The sequence below is a fragment of the Mycobacterium terramassiliense genome, assembly GCF_900157385.1.
GTDB lineage: Bacteria > Actinomycetota > Actinomycetes > Mycobacteriales > Mycobacteriaceae > Mycobacterium > Mycobacterium terramassiliense.
In genome coordinates, this window is the sequence record NZ_LT717701.1 from 863,440 (window position 1) to 887,988 (window position 24,549).

The 24,549-nt window shown below is 67.3% G+C and carries 26 protein-coding genes and 1 pseudogene; 18 read left to right on the forward strand and 9 right to left on the reverse strand.

What is annotated here, in order from left to right:
• Positions 1–12: 12 nt before the first annotated feature.
• Positions 13–918, forward strand: a complete 906-nt coding sequence (locus MTAB308_RS18895) for an SDR family oxidoreductase (RefSeq protein WP_077101223.1) — start codon at positions 13–15, stop codon at positions 916–918.
• Between the two features lie 79 nt (positions 919–997).
• On the opposite strand, the gene MTAB308_RS18900 is transcribed toward MTAB308_RS18895, so the two are convergent.
• From MTAB308_RS18900 to MTAB308_RS18910, 3 genes are read right to left on the reverse strand one after another with little or no spacing between them, the layout of a single operon-like run.
• Positions 998–1,453 carry a nitroreductase family deazaflavin-dependent oxidoreductase gene (locus MTAB308_RS18900; RefSeq protein WP_077101225.1) on the reverse strand — a complete coding sequence of 152 codons (456 nt, stop codon included), beginning with the start codon at positions 1,451–1,453 and terminating at the stop codon, positions 998–1,000.
• A gap of 21 nt (positions 1,454–1,474) precedes the next feature.
• Complete coding sequence (locus tag MTAB308_RS18905) at positions 1,475–1,849, reverse strand: DUF8021 domain-containing protein (RefSeq protein ID WP_077101227.1); 375 nt, start codon at positions 1,847–1,849, stop codon at positions 1,475–1,477.
• Entirely contained in the window at positions 1,850–3,013 is a 1,164-nt protein-coding gene (locus MTAB308_RS18910) for a steroid 3-ketoacyl-CoA thiolase (RefSeq protein ID WP_077101229.1), read from the reverse strand.
• 194 nt (positions 3,014–3,207) lie between these two features.
• Between MTAB308_RS18910 and MTAB308_RS18915 the strand changes: the two genes are divergently transcribed.
• From MTAB308_RS18915 to MTAB308_RS29885, 7 genes are all read left to right on the forward strand, one after another.
• Entirely contained in the window at positions 3,208–4,461 is a 1,254-nt protein-coding gene (locus MTAB308_RS18915; protein WP_077101231.1) for a cytochrome P450, read from the forward strand.
• A gap of 17 nt (positions 4,462–4,478) precedes the next feature.
• On the forward strand, positions 4,479–5,492 hold the full coding sequence (locus tag MTAB308_RS18920; RefSeq protein WP_077104534.1) for an acyl-CoA dehydrogenase family protein: 1,014 nt from the start codon (positions 4,479–4,481) through the stop codon (positions 5,490–5,492).
• Positions 5,483–6,646, forward strand: coding sequence for an acyl-CoA dehydrogenase FadE29 (fadE29, locus tag MTAB308_RS18925; protein ID WP_077101233.1), 1,164 nt, complete (start codon positions 5,483–5,485; stop codon positions 6,644–6,646). Before MTAB308_RS18920 ends, fadE29 begins: the two co-directional genes overlap by 10 nt.
• A complete protein-coding gene (locus tag MTAB308_RS18930; protein WP_077101236.1) occupies positions 6,643–7,590 on the forward strand; it encodes a bifunctional MaoC family dehydratase N-terminal/OB-fold nucleic acid binding domain-containing protein in 948 nt (315 codons plus the stop codon). The genes fadE29 and MTAB308_RS18930 overlap by 4 nt, the downstream gene beginning before the upstream one ends.
• Positions 7,587–7,988, forward strand: coding sequence for a MaoC family dehydratase (locus tag MTAB308_RS18935; protein ID WP_077101238.1), 402 nt, complete (start codon positions 7,587–7,589; stop codon positions 7,986–7,988). The genes MTAB308_RS18930 and MTAB308_RS18935 overlap by 4 nt, the downstream gene beginning before the upstream one ends.
• Positions 7,988–9,181 (forward strand): lipid-transfer protein, encoded by a 1,194-nt coding sequence (locus tag MTAB308_RS18940; RefSeq protein ID WP_077101240.1) that lies wholly within the window; start codon positions 7,988–7,990, stop codon positions 9,179–9,181. Before MTAB308_RS18935 ends, MTAB308_RS18940 begins: the two co-directional genes overlap by 1 nt.
• Positions 9,182–9,287: 106 nt before the next feature.
• Complete coding sequence (locus MTAB308_RS29885) at positions 9,288–9,524, forward strand: hypothetical protein (protein WP_245831445.1); 237 nt, start codon at positions 9,288–9,290, stop codon at positions 9,522–9,524.
• A gap of 331 nt (positions 9,525–9,855) precedes the next feature.
• On the opposite strand, the gene MTAB308_RS18950 is transcribed toward MTAB308_RS29885, so the two are convergent.
• Together MTAB308_RS18950 and istA are read right to left on the reverse strand one after the other, a co-directional pair.
• Positions 9,856–10,569, reverse strand: a complete 714-nt coding sequence (locus MTAB308_RS18950; RefSeq protein ID WP_083746431.1) for an ATP-binding protein — start codon at positions 10,567–10,569, stop codon at positions 9,856–9,858.
• Between the two features lie 98 nt (positions 10,570–10,667).
• Positions 10,668–12,185, reverse strand: a complete 1,518-nt coding sequence (istA, locus tag MTAB308_RS18955; RefSeq protein WP_077097808.1) for an IS21 family transposase — start codon at positions 12,183–12,185, stop codon at positions 10,668–10,670.
• A gap of 186 nt (positions 12,186–12,371) precedes the next feature.
• On the opposite strand from istA, the pseudogene MTAB308_RS29890 reads away from it, so the two are divergent.
• Positions 12,372–12,740: pseudogene (locus tag MTAB308_RS29890) on the forward strand (hypothetical protein); the annotation flags it as partial.
• A 61-nt stretch (positions 12,741–12,801) separates the two neighbouring features.
• Here the strand turns inward: MTAB308_RS29890 and MTAB308_RS18965 are convergent.
• The gene (locus MTAB308_RS18965; RefSeq protein WP_077101242.1) at positions 12,802–13,662 is read right to left on the reverse strand and encodes a MaoC/PaaZ C-terminal domain-containing protein; all 861 of its coding nucleotides are present in this window, start codon (positions 13,660–13,662) and stop codon (positions 12,802–12,804) included.
• A 1-nt stretch (position 13,663) separates the two neighbouring features.
• A complete protein-coding gene (gene kstD, locus MTAB308_RS18970) occupies positions 13,664–15,346 on the reverse strand; it encodes a 3-oxosteroid 1-dehydrogenase (RefSeq protein WP_077104535.1) in 1,683 nt (560 codons plus the stop codon).
• 72 nt (positions 15,347–15,418) lie between these two features.
• On the opposite strand from kstD, the gene MTAB308_RS18975 reads away from it, so the two are divergent.
• The 8 genes from MTAB308_RS18975 (at position 15,419) to MTAB308_RS19010 (ending at position 23,114) form a co-directional block, all read left to right on the forward strand.
• Entirely contained in the window at positions 15,419–16,204 is a 786-nt protein-coding gene (locus MTAB308_RS18975; protein WP_077101244.1) for a 2-keto-4-pentenoate hydratase, read from the forward strand.
• Positions 16,205–16,245: 41 nt separating this feature from the next.
• Complete coding sequence (locus tag MTAB308_RS18980; protein WP_077101246.1) at positions 16,246–17,166, forward strand: acetaldehyde dehydrogenase (acetylating); 921 nt, start codon at positions 16,246–16,248, stop codon at positions 17,164–17,166.
• Positions 17,163–18,218 (forward strand): 4-hydroxy-2-oxovalerate aldolase, encoded by a 1,056-nt coding sequence (dmpG, locus tag MTAB308_RS18985; protein ID WP_077101248.1) that lies wholly within the window; start codon positions 17,163–17,165, stop codon positions 18,216–18,218. The genes MTAB308_RS18980 and dmpG overlap by 4 nt, the downstream gene beginning before the upstream one ends.
• 139 nt (positions 18,219–18,357) lie before the next feature.
• Entirely contained in the window at positions 18,358–19,575 is a 1,218-nt protein-coding gene (locus tag MTAB308_RS18990; RefSeq protein WP_077101250.1) for a PPE family protein, read from the forward strand.
• A 78-nt stretch (positions 19,576–19,653) separates the two neighbouring features.
• Positions 19,654–19,959 (forward strand): hypothetical protein, encoded by a 306-nt coding sequence (locus MTAB308_RS18995; RefSeq protein WP_077101252.1) that lies wholly within the window; start codon positions 19,654–19,656, stop codon positions 19,957–19,959.
• A 97-nt stretch (positions 19,960–20,056) separates the two neighbouring features.
• Positions 20,057–21,184 carry a hypothetical protein gene (locus tag MTAB308_RS19000; protein ID WP_077101254.1) on the forward strand — a complete coding sequence of 376 codons (1,128 nt, stop codon included), beginning with the start codon at positions 20,057–20,059 and terminating at the stop codon, positions 21,182–21,184.
• Between the two features lie 2 nt (positions 21,185–21,186).
• Positions 21,187–21,969 carry an SDR family oxidoreductase gene (locus MTAB308_RS19005; RefSeq protein WP_066916357.1) on the forward strand — a complete coding sequence of 261 codons (783 nt, stop codon included), beginning with the start codon at positions 21,187–21,189 and terminating at the stop codon, positions 21,967–21,969.
• Positions 21,969–23,114, forward strand: coding sequence for a sulfotransferase family protein (locus MTAB308_RS19010; RefSeq protein ID WP_077101256.1), 1,146 nt, complete (start codon positions 21,969–21,971; stop codon positions 23,112–23,114). Before MTAB308_RS19005 ends, MTAB308_RS19010 begins: the two co-directional genes overlap by 1 nt.
• 16 nt (positions 23,115–23,130) lie before the next feature.
• Here MTAB308_RS19010 and MTAB308_RS19015 read toward each other — a convergent pair whose 3' ends face one another.
• Complete coding sequence (locus tag MTAB308_RS19015; RefSeq protein ID WP_235852806.1) at positions 23,131–23,421, reverse strand: hypothetical protein; 291 nt, start codon at positions 23,419–23,421, stop codon at positions 23,131–23,133.
• A gap of 105 nt (positions 23,422–23,526) precedes the next feature.
• Between MTAB308_RS19015 and MTAB308_RS19020 the strand changes: the two genes are divergently transcribed.
• Positions 23,527–24,099 carry a TetR/AcrR family transcriptional regulator gene (locus tag MTAB308_RS19020; RefSeq protein ID WP_066916353.1) on the forward strand — a complete coding sequence of 191 codons (573 nt, stop codon included), beginning with the start codon at positions 23,527–23,529 and terminating at the stop codon, positions 24,097–24,099.
• 1 nt (position 24,100) lies between these two features.
• On the opposite strand, the gene MTAB308_RS19025 is transcribed toward MTAB308_RS19020, so the two are convergent.
• Positions 24,101–24,547 carry a hypothetical protein gene (locus tag MTAB308_RS19025; protein ID WP_077101258.1) on the reverse strand — a complete coding sequence of 149 codons (447 nt, stop codon included), beginning with the start codon at positions 24,545–24,547 and terminating at the stop codon, positions 24,101–24,103.
• Positions 24,548–24,549 lie beyond the last annotated feature (2 nt).

Below are 24,549 nucleotides of genomic sequence, written 5' to 3' on the forward strand. Positions count from 1 at the left end.
GAGACAGGATCGATGGGATTGGTTGACGGCCGTGTCGTCATCGTCACCGGGGCGGGCGGCGGCATCGGCCGCGCCCACGCGCTGGCCTTCGCGGCCGAAGGCGCGCGCGTGGTGGTCAACGACATCGGGGTGGGCCTGGACGGTTCGCCGGCCGGAGGCGGCAGCGCGGCACAGGGCGTGGTCGACGAAATCACCGCGGCCGGTGGGGAAGCCGTCGCCAACGGATCCAGCATCGCCGACTGGGACCAAGCGGCCGCCCTGGTCCAGGCCGCCGTCGACACGTTCGGCGGCCTCGACGTTGTGGTCAACAACGCCGGCATCGTGCGCGACCGGATGATGGCCAACACCAGCGAGGAGGAGTTCGACGCCGTCATCGCCGTGCACCTCAAGGGGCACTTCGCCATGATGCGCCACGCCGCGTCGTATTGGCGGGGGCTGTCCAAAGAGGGTAAAACCGTCGACGCGCGGATCATCAACACCAGTTCCGGGGCGGGCCTGCAGGGCAGCGTCGGGCAGGGCAACTACAGCGCGGCCAAGGCGGGCATCGCGGCGATGACGCTCGTGGGCGCCGCCGAAATGGGGCGGTACGGCGTGACCGTCAACGCGATCGCACCGTCGGCGCGCACCCGCATGACCGAGACCGTGTTCGCCGAGATGATGGCAACGCAGGACCAGGATTTCGACGCGATGGCGCCGGAGAACGTCTCGCCGCTGGTGGTCTGGCTGGGCAGCGCCGAGTCCCGCGACGTCACCGGCAAGGTGTTCGAGGTCGAGGGCGGCAAGATCCGCGTCGCCGAGGGCTGGGCGCACGGCCCCCAGATCGACAAGGGCGCGCGGTGGGATCCGGCCGAGCTGGGGCCCGTCGTCGCCGACCTGCTGGCCAAGGCGCGGCCGCCGGTCCCCGTCTACGGGGCCTAGGCGACGCTCGCGCCGAACGTGCACTCACGGCGAGCTTTTCGCGGATTTTCCGCCGCCAGTGCACGTTCGGCGGACGGGCCTAGGGGTCGCAGATGACGATCGGGATGGTGCGGTCGGTCCAGGACTGGTAGTCGTCGTAGGACGGGTACATGTCCACCAGTTGCGGCCAGTACCGGGCGCGCTCCTCGTCGGTCGCGTCCCGCGCGGTCAGGTCGAGCACCTCTTTTTTGATCTGCACCTGCACCTTGGGGTTGGCCTTCAGGTTCAGGTACCACATCGGGTTCTTCGCGGCGCCGCCCTTGGAGGCCGCGACGATCACCCGGTCGCCGTCGCGCAAGAAGTACAGCGGGCTGACGCGGGGCTCGCCGGTCTTGCGGCCGGTGGTGGTCAGCAGCGCGACGGGAATCTTCTGGAACGTGCCACCGAGGCCCTCGCCGCCGTTGCGGCGGTACATGAACGCGTTGAGGCGGGACATCCACTTGATCAGGAAGTCGGCGTATGGCGAGTCGTGAAACCGTGGTGGTGATTTCGGCATGGCTCTGATCCTACGGGCCGGCTAGCGCTGAATGAATGGGCGCAACCTGGCCCTGATGTGGTGGATCAGCCCGTCGTCTTCCGGTATCACGAAGGTTTCGTCGACCCGCGACGCGACCCGCCGCCCGCCGAACGCGACCTTGGTCAGCACGTCGTACACCGCGCGCACCTCGTCGCCGGACAAGGTGTACTCGGGGCGTGTCGTGGCCGCGATGATGCGGTATTGCGGTCCGCGATTGAGGCTGCGCCGCAGGTGATTCCCGGAGAACCCGGATTTGAGGCCCACCTCGATGCGGGTGCACTCGTCCGCGAACGGGACGGCGTCGGCGTCGTGGGTGACCAAGGCATCGATGTACGCCTGGGCCGCCGCGATGCGGTCGGCCTCCGAGACGCCCATTCAGATCCGTTCGATGATGGTGCCGGTGGACAGGGCGCCGCCGGCGCACATGGTGATCAGCGCGGTGCTCTGGTCGGTGCGCTCCAACTCGTGCAGCGCGGTGGTGATCAGCCGGCTGCCGGTGCTGCCCACCGGGTGGCCCAGCGCGATCGCACCGCCGTTGACGTTCACCTTGGCCATGTCGGGTTCGTGGACGCGCGCCCAGGACAACACCACCGAGGCGAAGGCCTCGTTGATCTCGGTGATGTCGATGTCGCCCATCTTCATCCCGGCCTTCTCCAGCACCCTCGCCGTCGACTGCACCGGGCCGTCGAGGTGGTAGTAGGGCTCCGCGCCGACGAGCGCTTGGCTGACGATCCGGGCCCGCGGCCGCAGCCCGAGCGCCTTGGCCTTGTCCTCGTCCATCCACAGCACCGCGGCGGCGCCGTCGGATATCTGCGACGACGTGCCCGCCGTGTGGATCCCGCCCTCGATCACCGGCTTGAGCTGACTCAAACCCTCCATCGTGGTGTCGCGCAGGCCCTGGTCGCGGCCCACCATGTGGCGCTCGCTGGTGGGCTGCTTCTGCTCGTCGAGCACCGGCGCCTCGATCGGCGAGATTTCCCGGTCGAAACGCCCCTCCTCCCAGGCCCGCTTGGCGCGCAGCTGCGACTGGAAGCCCCATGCGTCGATGTCCTCGCGGGTGATGCCGCGGCGCTTGGCGATCCGCTCGGCGGCGGTGAACTGGTCGGGCAGGTCGATGTCCCACGACGCGGGCCGCAGGATGCTGCGGTCGGGGCCGGCGTTGGCGCCCAGGCCGACTCGGCTCATGGCCTCGATCCCGCAGGCGATGCCGATGTCGATGGCGCCCGCCGCGATCAGCCCGGCGACGAGACCGTTGGCCTGCTGGCTGCTGCCGCATTGGCAATCCACGGTCGTGGCGCCGACGTGCTCCGGCAGGCCCGCGACGAGCCAGCTCACCCGGGTGATGTTGTTGGACTGTTCGCCGAACTGCGTCACGCAGCCGCCGACGACCTGTTCGACGTCGTTCGCGTCGATGCCGGCCTTTTCCACCAGTGCCTTCTGCACCGCGCCCAGCAGTTCGGTGGCGTGCAGTCCTGAAAGCCATCCGTTGCGCTTGCCGATCGGGCTGCGGGTGGCTTCGACGATTACCGGGTTACCCATGGAGCCAGGCTAGAACACGTTTCATTACTATGACAAGCGACGATGCGCCGGCGCCTTTTTTCTACGGTGGAGGCATGTTTTACTGGCAACAGAGCTCCACTAGGAGAGCTAGTGTCCTGGGATCGCCAGCCGCTGGGCGAGTCACCGAGCCAGGCGCAGGACCAGCATAGGGACCAGCAGTAAGGAGAAGTAGCGTGGCCAGCCCCAACCTTCCACCCGGGTTCGATTTCACCGACCCCGACATCTACGCCGAGCGGATCCCCGTCGAAGAGTTCGCCGAGGTGCGCGCGACCGCGCCGATCTGGTGGAACGAGCAGGCCCCGGGCCACGGCGGCGGGTTCAACGACGGCGGCTTCTGGGCGATCACCAAGCTCAACGACGTCAAGGAGATCTCGCGACGCAGCGACGTCTTCTCCAGCTACGAGAACTGCGTGATCCCGCGGTTCAACGACGACATCGCGCGCGAGGACATCGAGCTGCAGCGGTTCGTCATGCTCAACATGGACGCGCCGCACCACACGCGGCTGCGCAAGATCATCTCCCGCGGCTTCACCCCGCGGGCCGTCGGGCGCCTGGAGGACGAACTCAGGGAGCGCGCCCAGAAGATCGCCCGCGACGCGGCGTCCGCCGGTTCCGGCGACTTCGTCGAGCAGGTGTCCTGCGAGCTCCCGCTGCAGGCGATCGCCGGCTTGCTCGGGGTGCCGCAGGAGGACCGCGAAAAGCTCTTCCGCTGGTCCAACGAGATGACCGGGAATGACGACCCCGAGTACGCCGACGTCGATCCCAAGACGTCGTCGTTCGAGGTGCTCAACTACGCGATGCAGATGGCCGCCATCAAGGCCGAGAACCCCGGGGAAGACATCGTCACCACCCTGATCAACGCCGACATCGACGGGGAAAAGCTCTCCGACGACGAGTTCGGCTTCTTCGTGATGATGCTCGCGGTGGCCGGCAACGAGACCACCCGGAACTCCATCACCCAGGGGATGATGGCGTTCGCCGACTACCCCGACCAGTGGGAGCTGTTCAAGAAGGAGCGCCCGGAGACCGCCGCCGACGAGATCGTCCGCTGGGCCACCCCGGTCACCTCTTTCCAGCGCACGGCGCTCGAGGACTACGAACTCTCGGGAGTGCAGATCAAGAAGGGCCAGCGCGTGGTGATGTTCTACCGCTCGGCCAATTTCGACGAAGAGATCTTCGATGACCCCTACACCTTCAACATCTTGCGAAACCCCAACCCGCACGTGGGTTTCGGGGGCACCGGCGCGCACTACTGCATCGGCGCCAACCTGGCCAAGATGACGATCAACCTGATCTTCAACGCCGTGGCCGATCACATGCCCAACCTCAAGCCGATCTCGGAGCCCGAGCGGTTGCGGTCGGGATGGCTCAACGGCATCAAGCGCTGGCAGGTCGACTACACCGGTAAATGCCCGGTGGATCACTGATGGACTCCAACGCGACCATGGACTTCGACCTCACCGCCGAACAGCAGGCGGTCGCCGACGTGGCGACGTCGGTGCTGGACCGCGATTTGGGTTGGGACGCCCTGGTCAGCGGCGGCCTGACGGCGCTGCCGGTGCCGGAACGCCTCGGCGGCGACGGCGTGGGCCTGCCCGAGGTCGCCACGGTGCTGACGGAAGCCGGCCGCCACGGCGCGATCACGCCGGCGCTGGCCACGCTGGGTTTCGGGGTGGTGCCGCTGCTGGACCTGGCCTCCGAGGGGCAACAGGACCGCTTCCTGGCCGGGGTCGCCAAGGGGGGCGTGCTGACCGCGGCGCTCAACGAGCCCGGCGCCGCCCTGCCCGACCGGCCCGGGGTCGCGTTCACGGACGGCCACCTGTCGGGCACCAAGGTCGGCGTCGGCTATGCCGAGCAAGCGGATTGGATGATCGTGACCGCCGACAGCGCCGTCGTCGTGGTGTCGCCCGAGGCCGACGGCGTGCGGCTGGTGCGCACCCCGACGTCCAACGGCTCGGACGAGTACACGGTCACGTTCGACGGTGTGGCGGTTGGTGATTCGGACGTGCTGGCGGGTGCTTCGGCGCACCGGGTCAACCAGCTGGCGCTGGCCGCGATGGGCGCCTACGCCGACGGCCTGGTGGCGGGCGCGCTGCGGCTGACCGCGGACTACGTGGCCAACCGCAAGCAGTTCGGCAAGCCGCTGTCGACCTTCCAGACCGTGGCGGCGCAGCTCTCCGAGATCTACATCGCCTCGCGCACCATCGATCTGGTGGCCAAGTCGGTCGTTTGGCGACTGTCGGAGGGCCGGGACGCCGACGACGACGTGGACGTCCTCGGCTACTGGATTACTTCGCAGGCGCCGCCGGTGATGCAGCTCTGCCACCACCTGCACGGCGGCATGGGCATGGACATCACCTATCCCATGCACCGGTATTACTCCTCGATCAAGGACCTGTCCCGGATCCTGGGCGGGCCATCTCATCGCCTCGATCTGGTGGGAGCGCAATGTTCATAGAACTGACTCCGGAGCAGCGTCAGCTGCAAGCCGAACTGCGGGAATACTTTTCGAATCTGATCTCGTCCGACGAGATGAAGGCGATGGAGCAGGACCGCCACAACGAGGCCTACCGCGCGGTGATCCGCCGAATGGGCAAGGACCGCAAGCTCGGGGTCGGGTGGCCCAAGGAGTTCGGCGGCCAGGGCTTCGGACCCATCGAGCAGTCCATCTTCGTCAACGAGGCCCATCGGGCCGACGTGCCGCTGCCCGCGGTGACGTTGCAGACGGTCGGCCCGGTGCTGCAGCAGTTCGGCAGCGAGGCGCAGAAGAAGAAGTTCCTGCCGGCGATCCTGGCCGGCGAAGTGCACTTCGCGATCGGCTACACCGAGCCGGAGGCCGGGACCGATCTGGCCTCCCTGCGGACCACCGCCGTGCGCCAGGGCGATGAGTACATCGTCAACGGGCAAAAGATCTTCACCACCGGCGCCCACGACGCGGACTACATCTGGCTGGCCTGCCGCACCGACCCGGAAGCCGTGAAGCACAAGGGCATTTCGATACTGATCGTCGACACCAAGGACCCCGGCTACTCCTGGACGCCGATCATCCTGTCCGACGGCGCCCACCACACCAACGCCACCTACTACAACGACGTGCGGGTGCCCGCCGACATGCTGGTCGGCGAGGAGAACGGCGGATGGCGGCTGATCACCACGCAGCTCAACAACGAGCGGGTGATGCTGGGCCCGGCGGGCCGCGTCGCCGGCATCTACGACCGGGTGCACGCCTGGGCGTCCAAGCCGGGCAGTGACGGCGTCACGCCGATCGACCACCACGACGTCAAGCGGGCGCTCGGCGAGATCCACGCGATGTGGCGGATCAACGAGCTGCTGAACTGGCAGGTGGCCGCCGCGGGCGAGGACATCAACGTGGCCGACGCCGCGTCGACCAAAGTCTTTGGCACCGAGCGCATTCAGTACATCGGCCGGCTTGCGGAGGAGATCGTCGGCAAGTACGGCAACCCCGCCGACCCGGACACCGCGGAGGTGCTCAACTGGCTGGACTCGCAAACCAAGCGGAACCTGGTCATCACCTTCGGTGGAGGCGTGAACGAAGTCATGCGTGAAATGATCGCGGCCGCCGGCCTCAAAGTGCCGCGGGTGCCCAGATGACGGACATTGCCGAAGCCGTCGCGGAGATCAAGGCGGCCGGCGACCCGAAGCCGCGCGCCGGCCGCGACCCGGTGAACCGGCCGATGATCAACAACTGGGTCGAGGCCATCGGCGACCGCAACCCGATCTATGTGGACGAGGCCGCGGCCCGCGCGGTCGGTCACCCCGGAATTGTCGCGCCGCCGGCCATGATTCAGGTGTGGACCATGTTCGGCCTCGGCGGGGAGCGTCCGAAGGACGACCCGATGGGCCCCATGATGAAGCTGTTCGACGACGCCGGCTACATCGGTGTGGTCGCCACCAACTGCGAGCAGACCTACCACCGCTACCTGCAACCCGGCGAGCAGGTCAGCATCACCTCCGAGATGGGTGACGTCGTCGGGCCCAAGCAGACCGCGCTGGGCGAGGGGTACTTCGTCAACCAGCACATCATCTGGCGGGTGGGCGACGAGGACGTCGCCGAAATGAATTGGCGCATCCTCAAGTTCAAGCCCCGCGAATCCTCCGGGCCGGCCGTGCCGGACGACCTGGACCCCGACGCCATGATGCGGCCCTCGTCGTCGCGGGACACCGCGTTCTTCTGGGACGGTGTCAAGGCGCACGAACTGCGGATCCAGCGGCGTCCGGACGGCAGCCTGCAGCACCCGCCGGTGCCGGCGGTGTGGCAGGACAAGTCCGAGCCCATCGACTACGTGGTGGCCGGCGGCAAGGGCACGGTGTTCAGCTTCGTGGTGCACCATGCTCCGAAGGTGCCCGGTCGCACCCTGCCCTTCGTCATCGCCTTGGTCGAGCTCGACGAGGGCGTGCGCATGCTGGGCGAGCTGCGTGGAATCGACCCGGCCCAGGTCGAGATCGGAATGCCCGTGCGCGCAACGTATATCGACTTTCCGGCCGGTGACAGCGGGCCGGAATGGACCCTCTACGCCTGGGAGCCTGACGCATGAGCGCACCGGTGATCGAAGTGGGCACCAAGCTGCCCGAGCTGAAACTGCATGGGGACCCCACGTTCATCATCTCGACGGCGCTGGCCACCCGGGACTTCCAGGACGTGCACCACGACCGTGACCTCGCGCAGGCCAAGGGGTCGAAGGACATCTTCGTCAACATCCTCACCGACACCGGTCTGGTGCAGCGCTACGTCACCGACTGGGCCGGGCCGTCGGCGCTGATCAAGTCGATCGGGCTGCGGCTCGGGGTGCCGTGGTACGCGTACGACACGGTGATGTTCTCCGGTGAGGTCACCGCCGTGGAAGATGGCCTGATCACCGTAAAGGTGGTGGGCAGCAACAGCCTTGGCGATCACGTCATCGCGACGGCCACGCTCACGATGGGGGACGCCTGATGTCCCCCGCAAGCGGGGGGAACCCGCTGTCCGGTAAGGCGGCGATCGTCGGCATCGGGGCCACCGACTTTTCGAAGGACTCCGGCCGAAGCGAGCTGCGGTTGGCGGCCGAGGCCGTCTTGGATGCGTTGGACGATGCGGGCCTGAGTCCGGCCGACGTCGACGGGCTGACCACGTTCACGATGGACAGCAACAACGAGACCGCGGTGGCGCGGGCGGTTGGCATCGGGGACCTGAAGTTCTTCTCCCAGATCGGTTACGGCGGCGGGGCCGCGTGCGCGACCGTGCAGCAGGCCGCGATGGCCGTCGCGACCGGGGTGGCCGATGTCGTGGTCGCATACCGGGCGTTCAACGAACGGTCCGGCATGCGGTTCGGCCAGGTGCAGAGCCGGTTGGCGGGAGACGGTGGGGCGCGGGCGGATTCGACGACGGCCGACAACGCCTTCTCGTATCCGCACGGGCTTTCCACGCCCGCCGCGCAGGTCGCGATGATCGCCCAGCGCTACATGCACCTGTCCGGCGCGACCAGCCGCGACTTCGGTGTGATCTCGGTGGCCGACCGCAAGCACGCCGCCAAGAACCCTAAGGCGTACTTCTACGAGAAGCCGATCACCATTGAGGACCACCAGAATTCGCGGTGGATCGCCGAGCCCCTGCGGTTGCTGGACTGCTGCCAGGAAACCGATGGTGCGGTCGCGATCGTGGTGACGTCCGTCGAGCGCGCTCGCGACCTCAAGCAGCGTCCGGCGATCATCGAGGCGGCCTCGCAGGGCTCCAGCCCCGACCAGTACACGATGGTCAGCTACTACCGGCCCGAGCTCGGCCTGCCCGAGATGGGTGTGGTGGGTCGGCAGCTCTGGGGTCAGTCCGGGCTTTCGCCGTCGGACATTCAGACCGCGATTCTGTATGACCATTTCACACCGTTCACCCTGATTCAGTTGGAGGAGTTGGGCTTCTGTGGTCGCGGCGAGGCGAAGGACTTCATCGCCGACGGTGCCATCGAGGTGGGCGGCAGGCTGCCGATCAATACGCACGGCGGTCAACTGGGCGAGGCCTACATCCACGGCATGAACGGGATCGCCGAGGGCGTGCGGCAGTTGCGCGGCACGTCGGTGAACCCGGTGCCCGACGTCGAGCACGTGTTGGTCACGGCCGGCACGGGTGTGCCCACGTCGGGCTTGATCCTCGGCTAGCGCCTCGGCCTCCGTCGCGAGCGTGACACTGCCGTCACGCTGGGCGTCGAACGTGACTGCAGTGTCACGCTCGAGGGCTGTCGGTGGTCGTTGGCACACTGCCGCCATGGGAGAACCGTTCATCGGCAGTGAGGCCGTGGCAGCCGGAACCGTGTCGCATAGTCAGCTGCGTCGGAACTACACGCGTGTCTTCCGCGATGTCTATGTCAGCGAGGGCACCGAGCTGACCCACGCGCTACGCGCCCGGGCCGCCTGGTTGTGGTCGGGACGTCGTGGCGTGATCGCCGGCTTCTCGGCGGCAAACCTGCACGGCAGCGAGTGGGTAGACGCTAATCGGCCATAGACATCATTCATGACAACCGCCACGCGCTCACCGGTCTGAGGATTTGGGGTGACCGGTTGGACAGTGACGAGTTCGAGTCGGTTGCTGGTGTCGCAGTGACGACGCCCGCCCGTACCGCGCTCGATCTCGCTTGCTGGTATTCAACGACGACGGCCGTCGCAGCCCTTGATGCCCTGGCCCGGGCGACTGAGTTCAAGATGCCCGATGTAGACCTGCTGCTGGCTCGACGTGTGTCAACGGTCATGTAGTTCTCCCCACTGACGGTCAGGAGATCTCCTCGCTGGTGGCCACGAGTACTCCCCACGGACGGACGTGGGATCTCCCCGGTTGATCAGTTGGGTAGCGGCGCCACCCCCTTGCCGGTGGTGGCTTGGGCGAGCCTGAACGATTGGCCTTCGGTGACGCAGACGTGGGCGTGGTGTAACAGCCGGTCGACGGTGGCGGTGGCCAGGGTCTTGGGCATGAGTTCGTCGAAGCCGGCCGGGTGCAGATTGGATGACACTGCCAGCGAACGGGTTTCGTAGCAGGCGTCGACAAGCCGATAGAACCCTTCGGCGGCGTCCTCGCCGACGGGCAGCATGCCAATGTCATCAAGAATGATCAGATCGACTCGGGTGATGCGGCGGACCGCTTTGGTGATGGAGTCATCGGCGCGGTGACGGCGTACCAGGGCGCCGAGGTCGTCGATGGAAAACCAGGCCACGGTGCGTCCGGTGTCGATGGCCAGCTGTCCCAGGGCCTCGCAGAAGTGGCTCTTGCCGGTGCCGCTGGGACCACAGACGCAAAGGTTCTCGCGCCGGTCGACCCATTCCATGCCGCGCAGGGCTTGCTGGGTGGGTGCGGGGATGGAGCAGCGGGTTTCATCCCAAACGGCGAAGGTCTTGCCGGCCGGGAAGTTCGCCCGCGCTCGCCGCAGCCGTAGGGTGGCTTCGTCGCGGCCGGTGATCTCCTCACAAAGCAGTACGCGCAGCACCTCGGCGGGGTCCCAGCGTTGAGCTCGGGCGGTGGGCACCACGTCGGCAATGGCTTTGCGCAGGTAGGGCATCCGCAGGCGGCGGGTTAACGCGATCACCTCCTCGAGGGTCTGGGTGGCGGGCCCGGCGACACCGGATCCGACCGTCACTGCCGGTTTTTTGGTTGCGGTCACTTTTCACCGCCGGGATTGGTCGCGCCGAACCCCGACCAGCCGGCGGTGCCGGGTTGCAGGCTGTGGGTTTCGGTGGCCCGGGTCGGCGGGCCGTTGGGCCCGTGCTGCTGGTGGGTCAAGATCGCGGCCAGATCCGCATCGGCGAATCGGCCGGCCAACGCCGCGGTGCCCAACGCTTGATCGACGGCAACCGAGCCGTGCAGTTTGGCGAACGCCACCGCTTCGGCCATCTTCGAGCGCACCCGAGCCGCGCCGGACGCAGCGGCCTCGGTCAGCCACGCGGCCGCGCCGTCACCGATAGCCAGAAACGCGGCCTCGGCCGGGTTGGCCGCGCGTGGGGTGCGGTCCCCGGGCAGCGCGCGGCCTCCGGGATGGTCACTGGGGTAATGCTCGTCGCGGATCTGGGGTCGCCCACGTTGCCCGCGCCCGTGGCGGGCGATCTCGACCGGGCCCGCTTCATCGATGACGGTGACTACCAATTCCTCACCGCACCAGCGCACCCAGACCCGCTCATCGATGTGGTGGTGCGGCACCGAATAGCGCACTCCCTCCACGCTGATCGTGGAGTCCCAGCCCACCCGGCGGGTCAGGCCGAACGCAATGGCCACCGGTTGGGCGGGCAGCACATGCAGCCGTGCACGTTCCTCGACCAACAGCTCAGCGGGGACCTGACCGGTCACCCGATGCGGCCGGGCATTGACCTGCTCACAGAAGTCACGACAGGCCTGGGCCAGCTCAGCGAAGGTGGCGTAGGCATCAAGCAGATTAGCCTCGGTGGGCACCAGATCGGCTTTGGCGATGCGCACGGTGGCCTCCGCACCGCCCTTGGACTGAGGGTCAGCCGGCACACAGGTGCGGATCGTCATCCCGTAATGCCGACCCGCGGCCACCACGTCGGGATGCCGAATCGGTACCCGGGCAACATGTTCGACAGTGACCGTCTTCTCGTTGTCAGTCAACGCATACGTCGGTGCCCCACCGATCACCCGCAGCGTGGCGTCCAAACAGCCCAGCAGGGTCGGCAGGGTGCGATCCCAGGTGGGCAGCACCACCCGAAACCGTGACCAGGCCAGCCAGGCGCAGAACAACAACGTGGGCCGACCGGCGACGGTGGGCCCTTGGCCCCAGTCGAACTGCAGCCATAACCCCGGCTCAGCCACCCACGGCCGAAACACCCTGCGATGACCCGACCGCCACGACTTCTTCGCCGCCGCCACCGCTCGCCGGGTGGTGCGCTCCGAGCCGCCGAAGCCCATCGCAACCAGCTTGTCGTGCGCGACGTCGGCGCGGATCAACCCCTGCGAATGGTCCACCCACTCCTCGATCTTGTCCAGGAACGGATCAATGGCCATCGCCCGCCGCGGCCGCTCCTCCGGGCTGAGCCCGGCATCGCGCAACGCCACGTAGTGAGCCACCGTCTTGTGATCACAGCCAGCCAACGCCGCCGCCGCTCGTAATCCGCCGGTCAAATCAAACGCCTCCAAAATCTCCATGATCTCCTCACTGCTCTTCACTTACTGGCCTTCCGCCCTGGACACATTCGGTCCAGAACAGCCAGCCCGACACCGCCGCCGACAACCGGCAGCGACACGACCGCAATGGGGAAATCCGTGGCCGTCAGTGGGGAGAATTCATGACCGCCAGCGGGGAGATCAGCTGGCCGTCAGTGGGGATTTTTCCGTGTCCGCCGACAACGTGCGGGGCGTCGCGGGCTCCAGCGCGCCCGCGTCGCACTCGACCTCGTCGACGCTGGTGCACAATCGCCGAAGGAAACCTGGCTACGTCTGGTTCTCGTGGAGGCCGGTTTGCCTCGGCCGCAAACCCAGATTCCTGTTCATGACGAGTTCGGCAATGTCGTCGCTTACCTCGATATGGGTTGGGAGGACGTCAAAGTTGCGGTCGAGTACGACGGCGAGCAGCATCGCAATGACCGGCGTCAGTACGGCTGGGATGTCCGACGGCTGGAAAGAGTTGAGCGCCGCGGTTGGATCCTGGTGCGGGCGCTTGCCGGGGATCGACCAGCGGAGATCCTGCGCCGTGTTCGCGCGGCCCTCGCTTGTCGAGCGTGACGCTGCAGTCACGCTGGGCGTCGAACGTGACTGCAGTGTCACGCTCGGCGCAGAAACAACGCTAGGCCGGGACCAGCTCCACGCCGCTTAGCACGACGGCGTTCTCGCGCGACGGCGCGACGACGCTGGCCAGAAACCGCCCGTTGTCTTTCCAGATGCCGACCTTGAGCGTCTCGCCGGGATAGGCCACGCCCGCGAAGCGGGCGCCGTACGCCGCGACGGCCCCGGCGTCGCCGTCCAGCAGCGCGTCGGTGATCGCCTTGCAGGTCATGCCGTAGGTGCACAGGCCGTGCAGGATGGGCCTGGGAAAGCCTGCGGCGGCCGCGAATTCGGGGTCGGAGTGCAGCGGGTTGCGGTCGCCGCAGAGCCGGTACAGCAGCGCCTGCTGCGGCAGGATCGGCACGTCGACCTCGAGGTCGGGGGCCCGGTCCGGCGCGGCGTCCGCCGAGGACGGCCCGCGCTCACCGCCGAAGCCGCCCTCGCCGCGGGCGAAGATCGACCGCCGCTGGGTCCACAGGAGGGTGCCGTCCGGGGCGCTGACGGTCGTCTCGCTCCAGATCACCGCGGCCTTGCCCTTGTCCCAGATGTCGGTGAACCGGGTGACGGCCTTGGCCGAACCCGACGGCGGCAGCGGGCCGGGCACCTCGATCCGTTCGCTGGCGTGCAACACCCTGCTCAGCTCGATGTCGATGCCGGGGAACTGCACCGTCGGCGGCTTGGTCATGTGGAAGGAGGCCGCGACATTGCCGAACGTCGGCAGCACCTGAGGCGTGTCGTCCACCAGATAGCGCAGCTCGCGAGGATCCATGGGGTCGGAGCCGGCTCCCAGCCCGAGGTGGTAGAGCTGGATATCGCTGCTGCTCCAAGCGAACTCGATGGGGTCGAGCTCGGCGCTCAGCGCGACGTCTGCATCGATCGGCATCTCAGTTGCTCCCCGCGATGTGCAGCGCCGCCAGATAACCGAACGTCATCGCGGGCCCGATGGTGCCGCCCGGGCCGGGGTAGGTGTGGCCCATCACCGGGGCGCTGACGTTGCCCGCGGCGTACAGGCCCTCGATGATGCTGCCGTCGTCACGCAGCGCCCGGCCGTGCACGTCGGTGCGGATGCCGCCCTTGGTGCCCAGGTCGCCGGGCACCATTTTGGCGGCGTAGTAGGGCGGGTGGCTGATCTCGCCGAGGTTGGGGTTCGGTTTGTTGGTGGGGTCCCCGTAGTAGCGGTCGTAGGCGCTTTCCCCGCGGTGGTAGTCGTCGTCGACGCCCGAGCGCGCGAAGCCGTTGAAGCGCTGCACGGTGGCCGCCAACTCATCGCCCGGCAGGCCGGCCTTCTCCGCCAGCTGCGAAAGGGTATCGGCCTGCACGATCACGCCGGAATCCAGCCATTTACGCGGAATGCGTTGTCCCGGTTGCAGTCCCGCGAAGATGTAGCGGTCCCGGTACTGCTGGTCGAACACCAGCCACGCCGGGATGTTCTCGCCCGGCCCCGGCCCCTGACCGAATTCGCCGCCGTACATGTGGTGGCAGGCCTCGACGTAGGGCATCGACTCGTTCATGAACCGCTTGCCCGACATGTTGACGATGATCGAGCCGGGCGAGTTGCGCTCCGACAGGGCGAACCACGGCGCGCCCACCAGCGGCACCGTCGGGCCCCACCACGCGTCTTCCATCAATTCCAGTGCGGCTCCGAGCTTTTCGCCGGCGAGAATTCCGTCGCCGGTGTTGGCCTTGGCGCCGACCGTCCACTCGGTGGTGATGGGCGCGCGCTGGTACTTCACCCGCATCTGCTCGTTGTGCTCGAACCCGCCGGACGCCAGGATCACGCCGCGACGGGCCCGGATCAGCCGCGGCTCAACGGATTCCGACGCACCGGTGTCGTTGACATAGACCCCGCGCACCGCGCCGTCCTCGACGTAGAGGTCGGTGAGCGCGGTGTTGAGCACGACCGGAACGCCGGCGCGCTGCAACCCGATCCGCAACGGCCCGATCAGGGCGCGCCCCATTCCGACCAGGTTCTTACCGGTCGCCTTGGCCCACATCGTGCGCGCGCCGACCTTCAGGCTGCGCGCCACGCCGCGCGGATGCCGTTTGAGCTGGTTGAGACGCACGTAATCCTGCTGCATCACCACCACGTTGAGCGGAACCTTGCCGTAGGCCGGTTCGAGGCCGGCTTCGTCGGCTCCCAGCTTGCGCGCGTTGAACGGCTTGGGCTCGATCGACCGGCCGCCCGCGCGGCCCCCCGGCGCCTCCGGGTAGTAGTCGGAGTAGCGCGGCACCCAGCACATCTTCAGCGGGGTGTGCTTCAACACGAAGGACAGCATCTCGGGGCCGTGTTCGAGGTAGGCGTCGATGCGCTCCGGCTCCACGATGTCGCCGATGATGCCGTGTAGGTAGGTGCGGGCGGCCTCGGGGGTGTCTCGCACGCCGTCGCGCTTGAGCACCTCGTTGTTGGGAATCCAGACCCCGCCCCCGGACCGCGCGGTGGAGCCGCCAAAATGAGCGGCCTTCTCGATGACTACTGTCGAAAGGCCGCGGTGCGCGGCGGTAAGGGCAGCCACCATGCCGGCTCCGCCGCTCCCCACCACGACGACGTCGTACTCGTGCGCTGTCATGTAGAACACGTTATAGAATTGCCCGGGTTGGGCGCTACCGGCCCGGTCACAAGAACGAGGGGACTTCGGTAAATGCTCAGTGTTGCGATCCGCGACGAGCTGGCCGCCGACCTGGCGCAAGCCGAGCGCAGCCGCGAGCCCATCGCTCCGCTGACCGCCCGATACCCGGACATCGACGTCGTGGATGCCTACGAGATTCAGCTGATCAACATCCGCCAGCGGGTGGCCGAAGGCGCCCGGGTGCTGGGGCACAAGGTGGGCCTGTCGTCGTTGGCGATGCAGCAGATGATGGGCGTCGACGAGCCGGACTACGGCCACCTGCTCGACGAGATGCAGGTGTTCGAAGACACCCCGGTCAAGGCGGGCCGCTACCTGTATCCGCGGGTGGAGGTCGAGGTGGGATTCATCCTGTCCGCCGACCTGCCGGGGGCGGGTTGCACCGAAGACGACGTGCTGGCGGCCACCGAAGCCCTGGTCCCTTCGATCGAGCTGATCGACACCAGGATCACCGACTGGAAGATCGCGTTGTGCGACACCATCGCCGACAACGCCTCCTCGGCGGGCTTCGTGTTGGGTGCGGCCCGGGTGTCGGCGGCCGACGTCGACGTCAAGGCGATCGACGCGGTGCTGACCCGCAACGGCGAGGTGATCGCCGAAGGGCGCAGCGACGCCGTGCTGGGCAACCCGGTCACCGCGGTGGCGTGGCTGTCCCGCAAGGTGGAAAGTTTCGGGGTGCGCCTGAAAAAAGGTGACATCGTGTTACCCGGATCGTGCACGCGAGCGATAGATGCACGCGCCGGAGACGAATTCGTCGCCGACTTCACGGGACTGGGTTCCGTGCGGTTGTCCTTTGAATAGCGCCGGATTAGTTTTGAATTAGTCCAAAAACAAGGAGCATCATGCCGTCCAAGGCGAGTGTGGCCATTGTCGGATCGGGAAACATCAGCACCGACCTGCTGTACAAGCTGCTCCGATCGGACTGGCTGGAGCCGCGCTGGATGGTGGGCATCGACCCGGAAAGCGAGGGCCTGGCGCGCGCCCGCAAGCTGGGTCTGCAGACCACCCATGAAGGGGTGGATTGGCTGCTGGCCCAGCCGGAGAAACCCGATTTGGTATTCGAGGCGACGAGTGCCTACGTGCACAGGGACGCGGCGCCAAAATACGCGGCCGCGGGAATCCGGGCCATTGACCTGACGCCGGCCGCGGTGGGGCCCGCGGTGATCCCTCCGGCGAATCTGCGGGAGCATCTGGACGCGCCCAACGTCAACATGATCACCTGCGGGGGACAGGCGACCATCCCGATCGTCTACGCCGTCAGTCGCGTCGTCGAGGTACCGTACGCGGAGATCGTCGCTTCGGTGGCTTCGGTTTCCGCGGGCCCCGGGACCCGCGCGAACATCGACGAGTTCACCAAGACCACCAGCAAAGGCGTTGAGACCATCGGCGGCGCCAAGCGCGGCAAGGCCATCATCATCCTGAACCCGGCCGACCCGCCAATGATCATGCGCGACACCATCTTTTGCGCCATTCCCGAGGACGCCGACCGCGATGCCATCGCCAAGTCCATCCACGACGTGGTGGCCGAGGTGCAGACCTATGTGCCGGGCTACCGGCTGCTCAACGAGCCGCAGTTCGACGACCCGTCGCTCAACTCCGGTGGCCAGGCCCTGGTCACCACCTTCGTCGAGGTCGAGGGCGCCGGCGATTACCTGCCGCCGTACGCGGGGAACCTCGACATCATGACCGCCGCGGCCACCAAGGTCGGCGAGGAGATCGCGAAGGAATCCCTGTCAGCGACGGCGGGAGGAGCGCAGGCATGAGTGACATCTTTTTCAACCCGATCTGGGACGTCCGGATGACCGACACGTCCCTGCGCGACGGCTCCCACCACAAGCGCCACCAGTTCACCAAGGACGAGGTCGGCGCCATCGTGGCCGCCCTGGACGCCGCGGGCGTCCCGGTCATCGAGGTGACCCATGGCGACGGGCTGGGCGGCTCGAGCTTCAACTACGGCTTCTCCAAGACCCCCGAGCAGGAGCTGATCAAGCTCGCGGCCGAGACCGCCACGCAGGCCAAGATCGCCTTCCTGATGCTGCCCGGCGTGGGCACCAAAGAGGACATCAAGGAGGCCCAGAACAACGGCGGCTCGATCTGCCGGATCGCCACGCATTGCACCGAGGCCGACGTCTCGATCCAGCACTTCGGTCTGGCCCGCGAGCTGGGGCTGGAAACCGTCGGCTTTCTGATGATGTCCCACACCATCCCGCCGGAAAAGCTCGCGCAGCAGGCGCGGATCATGGCCGACGCCGGATGCCAGTGCGTCTACGTGGTCGACTCGGCGGGGGCGTTGGTCCTCGAAGGGGTGCGCGACCGGGTGGCGGCGCTCGTCGCCGAACTGGGGGACGACGCCCAAGTTGGTTTCCACGGCCACGAAAACCTCGGCCTGGGCGTGGCCAACTCGGTGGAGGCCGTCCGCGCGGGAGCCAAGCAGATCGACGGCTCCTGCCGCCGGTTCGGGGCCGGTGCGGGGAACGCGCCCGTCGAGGCCCTGATCGGGGTGTTCGACAAGATCGGAGTGAAGACCGGCATCGACTTCTTCGACATCGCCGACGCCGCCGAGGACGTGGTGCGGCCGGCCATGCCCGCCGAATGCGTGCTCGACCGCAACGCGCTGATCATGGGGTACTCGGGCGTCTATTCCAGCTTCCTCAAGCACGCCGTGCGCCAGGCCGAGCGCTATGGCGTGCCCGCGCACGCGCTGCTGCACCGGGCGGGTCAGCGCAAGCTCATCGGCGGCCAGGAAGACCAGCTGATCGACATCGCGCTGGAAATCAAGCGCGAGCAGGACAGCGGCGCGGTCGTCACGCATTAGCCGTGTTCCGACCGGGTGCGGGGGTGTACACCCACGGCCGTAGCCTTAGAATTCTTTGAATCGGGCGGAAGGTCGGAAACCGACGTCCGGTTTGGCCTAGCGTTTGTTCTATCGACTGCGTGCTTTGCTAGGGGATGTTGTGAGCTTCTTGACGTTGCCACCGGAGATCAACTCGCTGCTGATGTACTCGGGCGCCGGTTCGGCTCCGATGCTGGAGGCCGCGGCGGCGTGGAACGGGCTGGCGTCCGAGCTATCGTCCGCCGCCCAGTCGTTTGCGTCGGTCACGTCGAACTTGGCCAGCCAGGCGTGGCAGGGCCCCGCCGCGCAGGCGATGGCGGCCGCGGCGGCTCCATATGCCGGGTGGCTCAATGCGGCGGCGTCGCAGGCGGCCGGGGCGGCGGCCCAAGCCCAGGCGGTCGTCAGCGCCTTCGAGAGCGCGATGTCCGCAATCGTGCACCCGCTGCAGGTGGAGGCCAACCGCAACGGCTTGGTCCAGCTGGTGATGAGCAACCTGTTCGGCCAAAATTGGCCGGCGATCGCGCAGACCGAATTCAACTACATGGAGATGTGGGCACAGGACGTGTCCGCGATGCTGGGGTATCACGGCGGCGCGTCGGCGGCCGCCGGGCAATTGCTGTCGGGACAGGCCAGCCTGCCGGCCATCCCCAGCCTGCCCGGCCTCGGGGGCATCGGCGCCGGTTCGAGCCCGGCCGGCGGCACGGTCGGCACCGCCGGCGCCGTGGGCGCCGCCGGCGCCGCCGGCGGCGGTGGTGACACCCAGGCCAACCCGAACGTGGGTGCCGGCAACAGCGGCGGCGGAAGTGACAATCCCGGTGCGGGTGCCGCGGTCGGCGGCGGAAATGTGGACAGCAGCTACGCCAGCGGTGCCCCGGCAACCGACGCCAACGCGGGCCCGATCACGACGGGCGGCACCTACCTTGGCACCGGAAACGTGGGCGCGGCGAGCGCCGGTGGCATGATCGGCGGCGGCGGAAGCCCGGGCTTTATAGGAGCCGGCGGCATGGGGGCGATGATGATGGCGTCCGCGGCGATGAGCTCCTCGAACTCTTCGTCGACAGGTTCGGCGACGGGCATGCCGGTCCCCACCACGACGGCCGTGGAGGAAACAGCGACGCCCGCCGCGCCGCCGGCGCCGGAAGCGGTCGCACCGGAAGTCGAGGAAGCACCGGTTCCGCTCGCCGCCACACCTCTCGCGACCACACAGGCCGCGGCCGGACCGGCCGCGGAGATCTCGGCAATCAAACCGAAGGCAGCCGCAGCGCCGGCATCGGGGGAGAGGCTGGCCATGGAGCTGCCGCCGGACGACGCGCCCGAACCCGAAGCCCAGGCCAACTAGCCGGCACCACCGGCGCGGTGCCCTCATCGTCGATTCGGCGGTGGTCGGGACTCGGTTTACGCGGGTAACCTCGGCTCTATGACCGTGATATCCAGGACCGCCAGGGTTCGTCGACACGGACTGTACGGCGTGCTCGCCGGTGCTCTGCTGACCGCCACCGCGGCGGTGACGATCGCACTGCCGCTCGCCGGCGCCGCGCCGCAATGCGATCAGACCGTTGGTCAGTCCATCGACTCGTACCTGAAGGACCATCCCCAGCTCCACCAGCAGCTGCAGGCCAAGTCTGAGGCCGAGGGCGGCAACGGCAACGTCATCGACTACCTGAACCGGCATCCCGATGTGCGGCAGCATCTGATCGACCTGTCCCAGCAGTGCGCACCCTAGTGAGCGGGCTTAGTCTTTCAAGTCACTAAATCCCCCGGACGACACGCGGGAACGTTCGCCATTGACGAAAAAGTAGAACACGTTCTAGCGTCTAGGCGTGTTCACTAATCCCCTCACCTCCGCGATCGCCGAAGCCGAACAGCTCGTCGCGGCCGCGCCGTTCATCGAGACCGAGGCCGACCTGCTCGAAGGTATGCAATACCTGGCCGGCTGCATCGCGGGCTGTATGCACCTGGCCTTCGACTACGAGCGCGACCATCCGTTCCTGCAGTCGGGGACCGGGCCGTTCACCAAGATGGGTCTGGACAATCCCGACACGCTCTACTTCGGCACCCGCGTGCAGGCCGAGCACGACTATGTCGTCACCGGCAGGCGCGGCACCACCACCGACCTGAGCTTCCAGCTGCTCGGCGGCGAGTACACCGACGACAACGTGCCCGCCAGCCAAGCCGCGTTCGACGATCGCGAACTCGAGATCGCCCCCGATGGCAGCTTCGAGTGGCGGGTGCGACCGAACAGCCCGGGGCAACTGGTGATCCGCGAGGTGTACGGCGACTGGTCGGCCCAACGCGGCACGCTGACCATCTCCCGGCTGGACACCGCCGGCACCGCGCCGCCGCCGCTGGCCCGGCAGACGATCGAAAAGCGTTACGCCACAGCAGGTAAGCAGTTGGTGAACCGGGTGAAGACCTGGTTGCAGTTTCCCGAGTGGTTCTACCTGAACATTCCCGTCAACACCATGGTTGCGCCCCGGCTGACCCCCGGCGGCCTGGCGACGCAGTACTCGTCGGCGGGCCATTTCGACCTGCGGCCCGACCAGGCGCTGGTGATCACGATCCCGGTCTCGGACGCCCCCTACCTCGGCTTTCAGCTTGGCAGCCTGTGGTACATCTCGCTGGACTACATCAACCACCAGACGTCGCTCAACAACACCCAGGCCCAGGCGGATCCGGACGGCAAGGTCCGCATCGTGGTCGCCGATCAGAACCCGGGCGTGACCAACTGGGTGGAAACGCTCGGCCACCGTCGGGGTTACGTGCAGTTCCGCTGGCAGCGGGTGTCGCGCGAGCTCACCGAGGCCGATGGGCCCACCGTCGAGCTCGTGGACTTTGACGCGGTGCCGGCCGCCCTGCCGTATTTCGAGCACAACAAGATTTCCGAGGATCAGTGGCGGGCGCGAATCGCGTTGCGTCAACAGCAAATTGCGGCCAGGATGCTGGGGTGACGATGTCAGGAATGCTCGAACGAAAGGTGGTCGTCATCAGTGGCGTCGGGCCGGGGCTCGGCACCACGCTGGCGCACCGGTGCGCGCGTGACGGTGCCGACCTGGTGCTGGCCGCCCGGAGCCTGGACCGGCTGGAGGCGGTGGCCAAGGAGATCAACGACTCCGGGCGCAAGGCGTTGGCGGTGCGTGCCGACATCACCAACGACGAAGAGGTGGACTACCTCGTCGAGACCGCCATGGCGAGCTACGGCAAGGTCGACGTGCTGGTCAACAACGCGTTCCGGGTGCCGTCGATGAAGCCCTTGTCCGGCACGTCATTTCAGCACATCCGCGATGCGATCGAGTTGAGCGCGCTGGGGGCGTTGCGGCTCATCCAGGCCCTGACGCCGGCGCTCGAGGAGTCGCACGGATCGATCGTCAACGTCAACTCGATGGTGTTGCGCCACTCGCAAGCGAAGTACGGGGCGTACAAAATGGCCAAGTCGGCTCTGCTGGCGATGTCGCAGTCGCTGGCCACCGAACTCGGCGAGAAGGGTATTCGCGTCAATTCCGTTGCACCGGGCTATATCTGGGGCGAGACGCTGAAGGCCTACTTCGAACACCAGGCCGGAAAGTACGGCACCACCGCGGACCAGATCTACCAGGGCACCGCCGCGAACTCCGACCTGAAGCGACTGCCCACCGAGGACGAGGTGGCTTCGGCGATCCTGTTCCTGGCCAGCGATTTGTCCAGCGGCATCACGGGTCAGACGCTGGACGTGAACTGCGGGGAGTACCACACCTGATGGCCGACCGCACTGATGTGGGGACGGTCGACGAACTGCACGCGTCGGCCACCAAGCTGACCGGGCTGGACGACTTCGGCGCCGACGACGACAACTACCGCGAGGCGCTGGGGGTGCTGCTGGACTCCTACCGCAGCGAAGCGGGCCTCACCGTGTTGGGCAGCAAGATGAATCGGTTCTTTCTGCGTGGCGCGCTGGTGGCCCGGCTGCTGTCCGAATCCTCTTGGAAGCAATACCCACAGCACGCCGACGTCGTGATCGAACGACCGATCTTCGTCACCGGGCTGGTGCGCACCGGCACCACGGCCCTGCACCGCCTGCTGGGCGCCGACCCGGCGCATCAGGGTCTGCACATGTGGCTGGCGGAGTTCCCGCAGCCGCGCCCGCCGCGCGAGACCTGGGAATCCAACCCGATGTATCGCCAGCTTGACGCGCAATTCACCCAGCACCACCAGGAAAACCCCGGCTACACCGGTCTGCATTTCATGGCCGCATACGAGCTGGAGGAGTGCTGGCAGCTGCTGCGGCAGTCACTGCATTCGGTGTCCTACGAGACCCTGTCGCACCTGCCCAGCTACTCGAAGTGGTTGTCGGAGCAGGACTGGACGCCGTCGTATCGCCGGCATCGCAAGAACCTCCAGCTGATCGGGCTCAACGACGCCGACAAGCGGTGGGTGCTGAAGAACCCCAGCCACCTTTTCGCGTTGGACGCGCTGATGGCGACTTATCCGGACGCGCTGGTCATTCAGACCCACCGGCCCGTCGAGACCATCATGGCCTCGATGTGCTCACTGGCGCAGCACACCGCGGAGGGATGGTCGACGACATTCGTGGGCGCCCAAATCGGCGCTGACTCAATGGAAACCTGGTCGCGCGGTTTGGAACGATTCAACACCGCGCGGGCCAAATACGACCCGGCCCAGTTCTACGACGTCGACTATCGCGCCCTGATCGCCGATCCGATGGGCACGGTGGCCGACATCTACCGGCACTTCGGCCTGGCGCTGACCGACGAGGCCCGGACGGCCATGGAGAAGAGTCATGCCGCTAGCCAGTCCGGCGAGCGTGCGCCCAAACACAAGTATTGGCTTGCCGATTACGGGTTGACCGAGGAAGCGGTGAAGGAGCGATTCGCGGGGCTGTGACCTCTCGCTGGCACGGTCAACCTTCGATCCGGCGCGGCCCCAGCCACACCCCGTCGGGGGGCCCGACCGCGCCCGCTCGCTCACGCGCCGCGGTCAGCTCCGGTGAGGCCGCGAACCGCCGTGCGGCATCGATGTTTTCCATGTCCATGACGACGATGACGGTGTCGGGGTCGTCCCCGTCGACGTAGGTCCCCGTCACCACGAGTCCGTGCCGGCGCCGGATTGCGTCGAGCTGCGCACCGCGAAACACGTTGTTCCATCGGTCGACGCTGGCGACCCGTTGTTTGACCAGCATGACCCCGGTCATGGCATCTCCTCCCCGCCACTACGTCTACAGTTGTAGACATATCCGCCAGCCTAGCGCCGCCCCGCTGACTATGTCTACAGTCGTGGACAATGCGAAGGGAGTGACATGAGCAGCGTGTCGCCGCGGCGCCGCGATGCCGGCGCCACCCGGACCCGACTGCTGGAAGCGGCGCGCGAGCTTTTCCTGGCGCGCGGCTATAGCGCCATCGGCCTGCGCGAGGTCGCCGCGAAGGCCGGCGTGGATGTCACCCTGGTCCGCCGTTACTTCGGTTCCAAGGAAAGGCTTTTCGAGGAGGCGACCGATGTTTCGGAAGACGTGGCGCAACTCCTGGGCGCAGCCGACCAGGCGCTGGGGGAGCGGTTGATCGCCCGCGTCCTGGCTGCCCGCCGCGACGTCGACGCGCCGTTGTTCGCGTTGCTGCGGTCCAGTGGGGACCCCGCGGTGGTGGCGCGCCTCAATGCCCAGCTCGACGCGGGCCTCACCCGCAACCTGGCCCGGCGGATAGCCGCCGACCGGCCCAGGATTCGCGCGGACATGGTCACGGCCTTGTTGTTGGGCATCGGGGTGCAGCGGGTGTTGCTAGGAAAGAAGCCGCTGGCCGGCGCGCGCGACGACGATATCGCCGAGGTGTTCCTCGAGGCCTTCGAGGCGATAACCAAACTGCCCCGAGGCGACTGACTCAGTCGTCGTCCGGGTGGTCCAGGTAGCCCTCGGCGGCGGCGTGCTCGATGCTGTCGCTCAGCTTGGGGCAGGCGCGAGCCCGCGCGGTGTCCCCGCCGGATTCGCGAATCTCGCTGAAGTACGCGCAACGCTGCACCGCCTGGGTGTTCCACTGCACCGCGGTGTGACCCGGGCCCAGCCGCCGCACGGTGACCGTGACGTGGCAGAAGCGGCAATCCACCGGCAGCAGCCCCGACGTCAGGTAGCGCTCACGATCGGCGCGGCTGGCCTCGGCGACCGCGGCGGCGCGTTGCGGGTCGTTAGCGAAATCCCTTGACTTGGACCAGGATCCCGTCCCACCGTCTCGCGGCGGCGATTCGTCGTGATCGTGATGATCGCCATACAGCAGCAGCATCGACCGGGCGAGCCGATCGACGTCCGGTACTGCCGGGTGATCTTCGGGCATGG

What these genes read in the sequence shown, in the direction of transcription:
- MTAB308_RS18930 (WP_077101236.1), top strand. Translation starts at nt 6,643, where the DNA reads ATGACGGACATTGCCGAAGCCGTCGCGGAGATCAAGGCGGCCGGCGAC.
- MTAB308_RS18920 (WP_077104534.1), top strand. Translation starts at nt 4,479, where the DNA reads ATGGACTTCGACCTCACCGCCGAACAGCAGGCGGTCGCCGACGTGGCG.
- fadE29 (WP_077101233.1), top strand. Translation starts at nt 5,483, where the DNA reads ATGTTCATAGAACTGACTCCGGAGCAGCGTCAGCTGCAAGCCGAACTG.
- MTAB308_RS18975 (WP_077101244.1), top strand. Translation starts at nt 15,419, where the DNA reads ATGCTCAGTGTTGCGATCCGCGACGAGCTGGCCGCCGACCTGGCGCAA.
- MTAB308_RS18900 (WP_077101225.1), bottom strand. Translation starts at nt 1,453, where the DNA reads ATGCCGAAATCACCACCACGGTTTCACGACTCGCCATACGCCGACTTC.
- MTAB308_RS18950 (WP_083746431.1), bottom strand. Translation starts at nt 10,569, where the DNA reads ATGCCCTACCTGCGCAAAGCCATTGCCGACGTGGTGCCCACCGCCCGA.
- MTAB308_RS18935 (WP_077101238.1), top strand. Translation starts at nt 7,587, where the DNA reads ATGAGCGCACCGGTGATCGAAGTGGGCACCAAGCTGCCCGAGCTGAAA.
- kstD (WP_077104535.1), bottom strand. Translation starts at nt 15,346, where the DNA reads ATGACAGCGCACGAGTACGACGTCGTCGTGGTGGGGAGCGGCGGAGCC.
- MTAB308_RS19015 (WP_235852806.1), bottom strand. Translation starts at nt 23,421, where the DNA reads ATGACCGGGGTCATGCTGGTCAAACAACGGGTCGCCAGCGTCGACCGA.
- MTAB308_RS18905 (WP_077101227.1), bottom strand. Translation starts at nt 1,849, where the DNA reads ATGGGCGTCTCGGAGGCCGACCGCATCGCGGCGGCCCAGGCGTACATC.
- MTAB308_RS19010 (WP_077101256.1), top strand. Translation starts at nt 21,969, where the DNA reads ATGGCCGACCGCACTGATGTGGGGACGGTCGACGAACTGCACGCGTCG.
- MTAB308_RS29885 (WP_245831445.1), top strand. Translation starts at nt 9,288, where the DNA reads ATGGGAGAACCGTTCATCGGCAGTGAGGCCGTGGCAGCCGGAACCGTG.
- MTAB308_RS18895 (WP_077101223.1), top strand. Translation starts at nt 13, where the DNA reads ATGGGATTGGTTGACGGCCGTGTCGTCATCGTCACCGGGGCGGGCGGC.
- MTAB308_RS18940 (WP_077101240.1), top strand. Translation starts at nt 7,988, where the DNA reads ATGTCCCCCGCAAGCGGGGGGAACCCGCTGTCCGGTAAGGCGGCGATC.
- MTAB308_RS18965 (WP_077101242.1), bottom strand. Translation starts at nt 13,662, where the DNA reads ATGCCGATCGATGCAGACGTCGCGCTGAGCGCCGAGCTCGACCCCATC.
- MTAB308_RS18995 (WP_077101252.1), top strand. Translation starts at nt 19,654, where the DNA reads ATGACCGTGATATCCAGGACCGCCAGGGTTCGTCGACACGGACTGTAC.
- MTAB308_RS18910 (WP_077101229.1), bottom strand. Translation starts at nt 3,013, where the DNA reads ATGGGTAACCCGGTAATCGTCGAAGCCACCCGCAGCCCGATCGGCAAG.
- MTAB308_RS19020 (WP_066916353.1), top strand. Translation starts at nt 23,527, where the DNA reads ATGAGCAGCGTGTCGCCGCGGCGCCGCGATGCCGGCGCCACCCGGACC.
- dmpG (WP_077101248.1), top strand. Translation starts at nt 17,163, where the DNA reads ATGAGTGACATCTTTTTCAACCCGATCTGGGACGTCCGGATGACCGAC.
- MTAB308_RS18980 (WP_077101246.1), top strand. Translation starts at nt 16,246, where the DNA reads ATGCCGTCCAAGGCGAGTGTGGCCATTGTCGGATCGGGAAACATCAGC.
- MTAB308_RS19005 (WP_066916357.1), top strand. Translation starts at nt 21,187, where the DNA reads ATGTCAGGAATGCTCGAACGAAAGGTGGTCGTCATCAGTGGCGTCGGG.
- MTAB308_RS19025 (WP_077101258.1), bottom strand. Translation starts at nt 24,547, where the DNA reads ATGCCCGAAGATCACCCGGCAGTACCGGACGTCGATCGGCTCGCCCGG.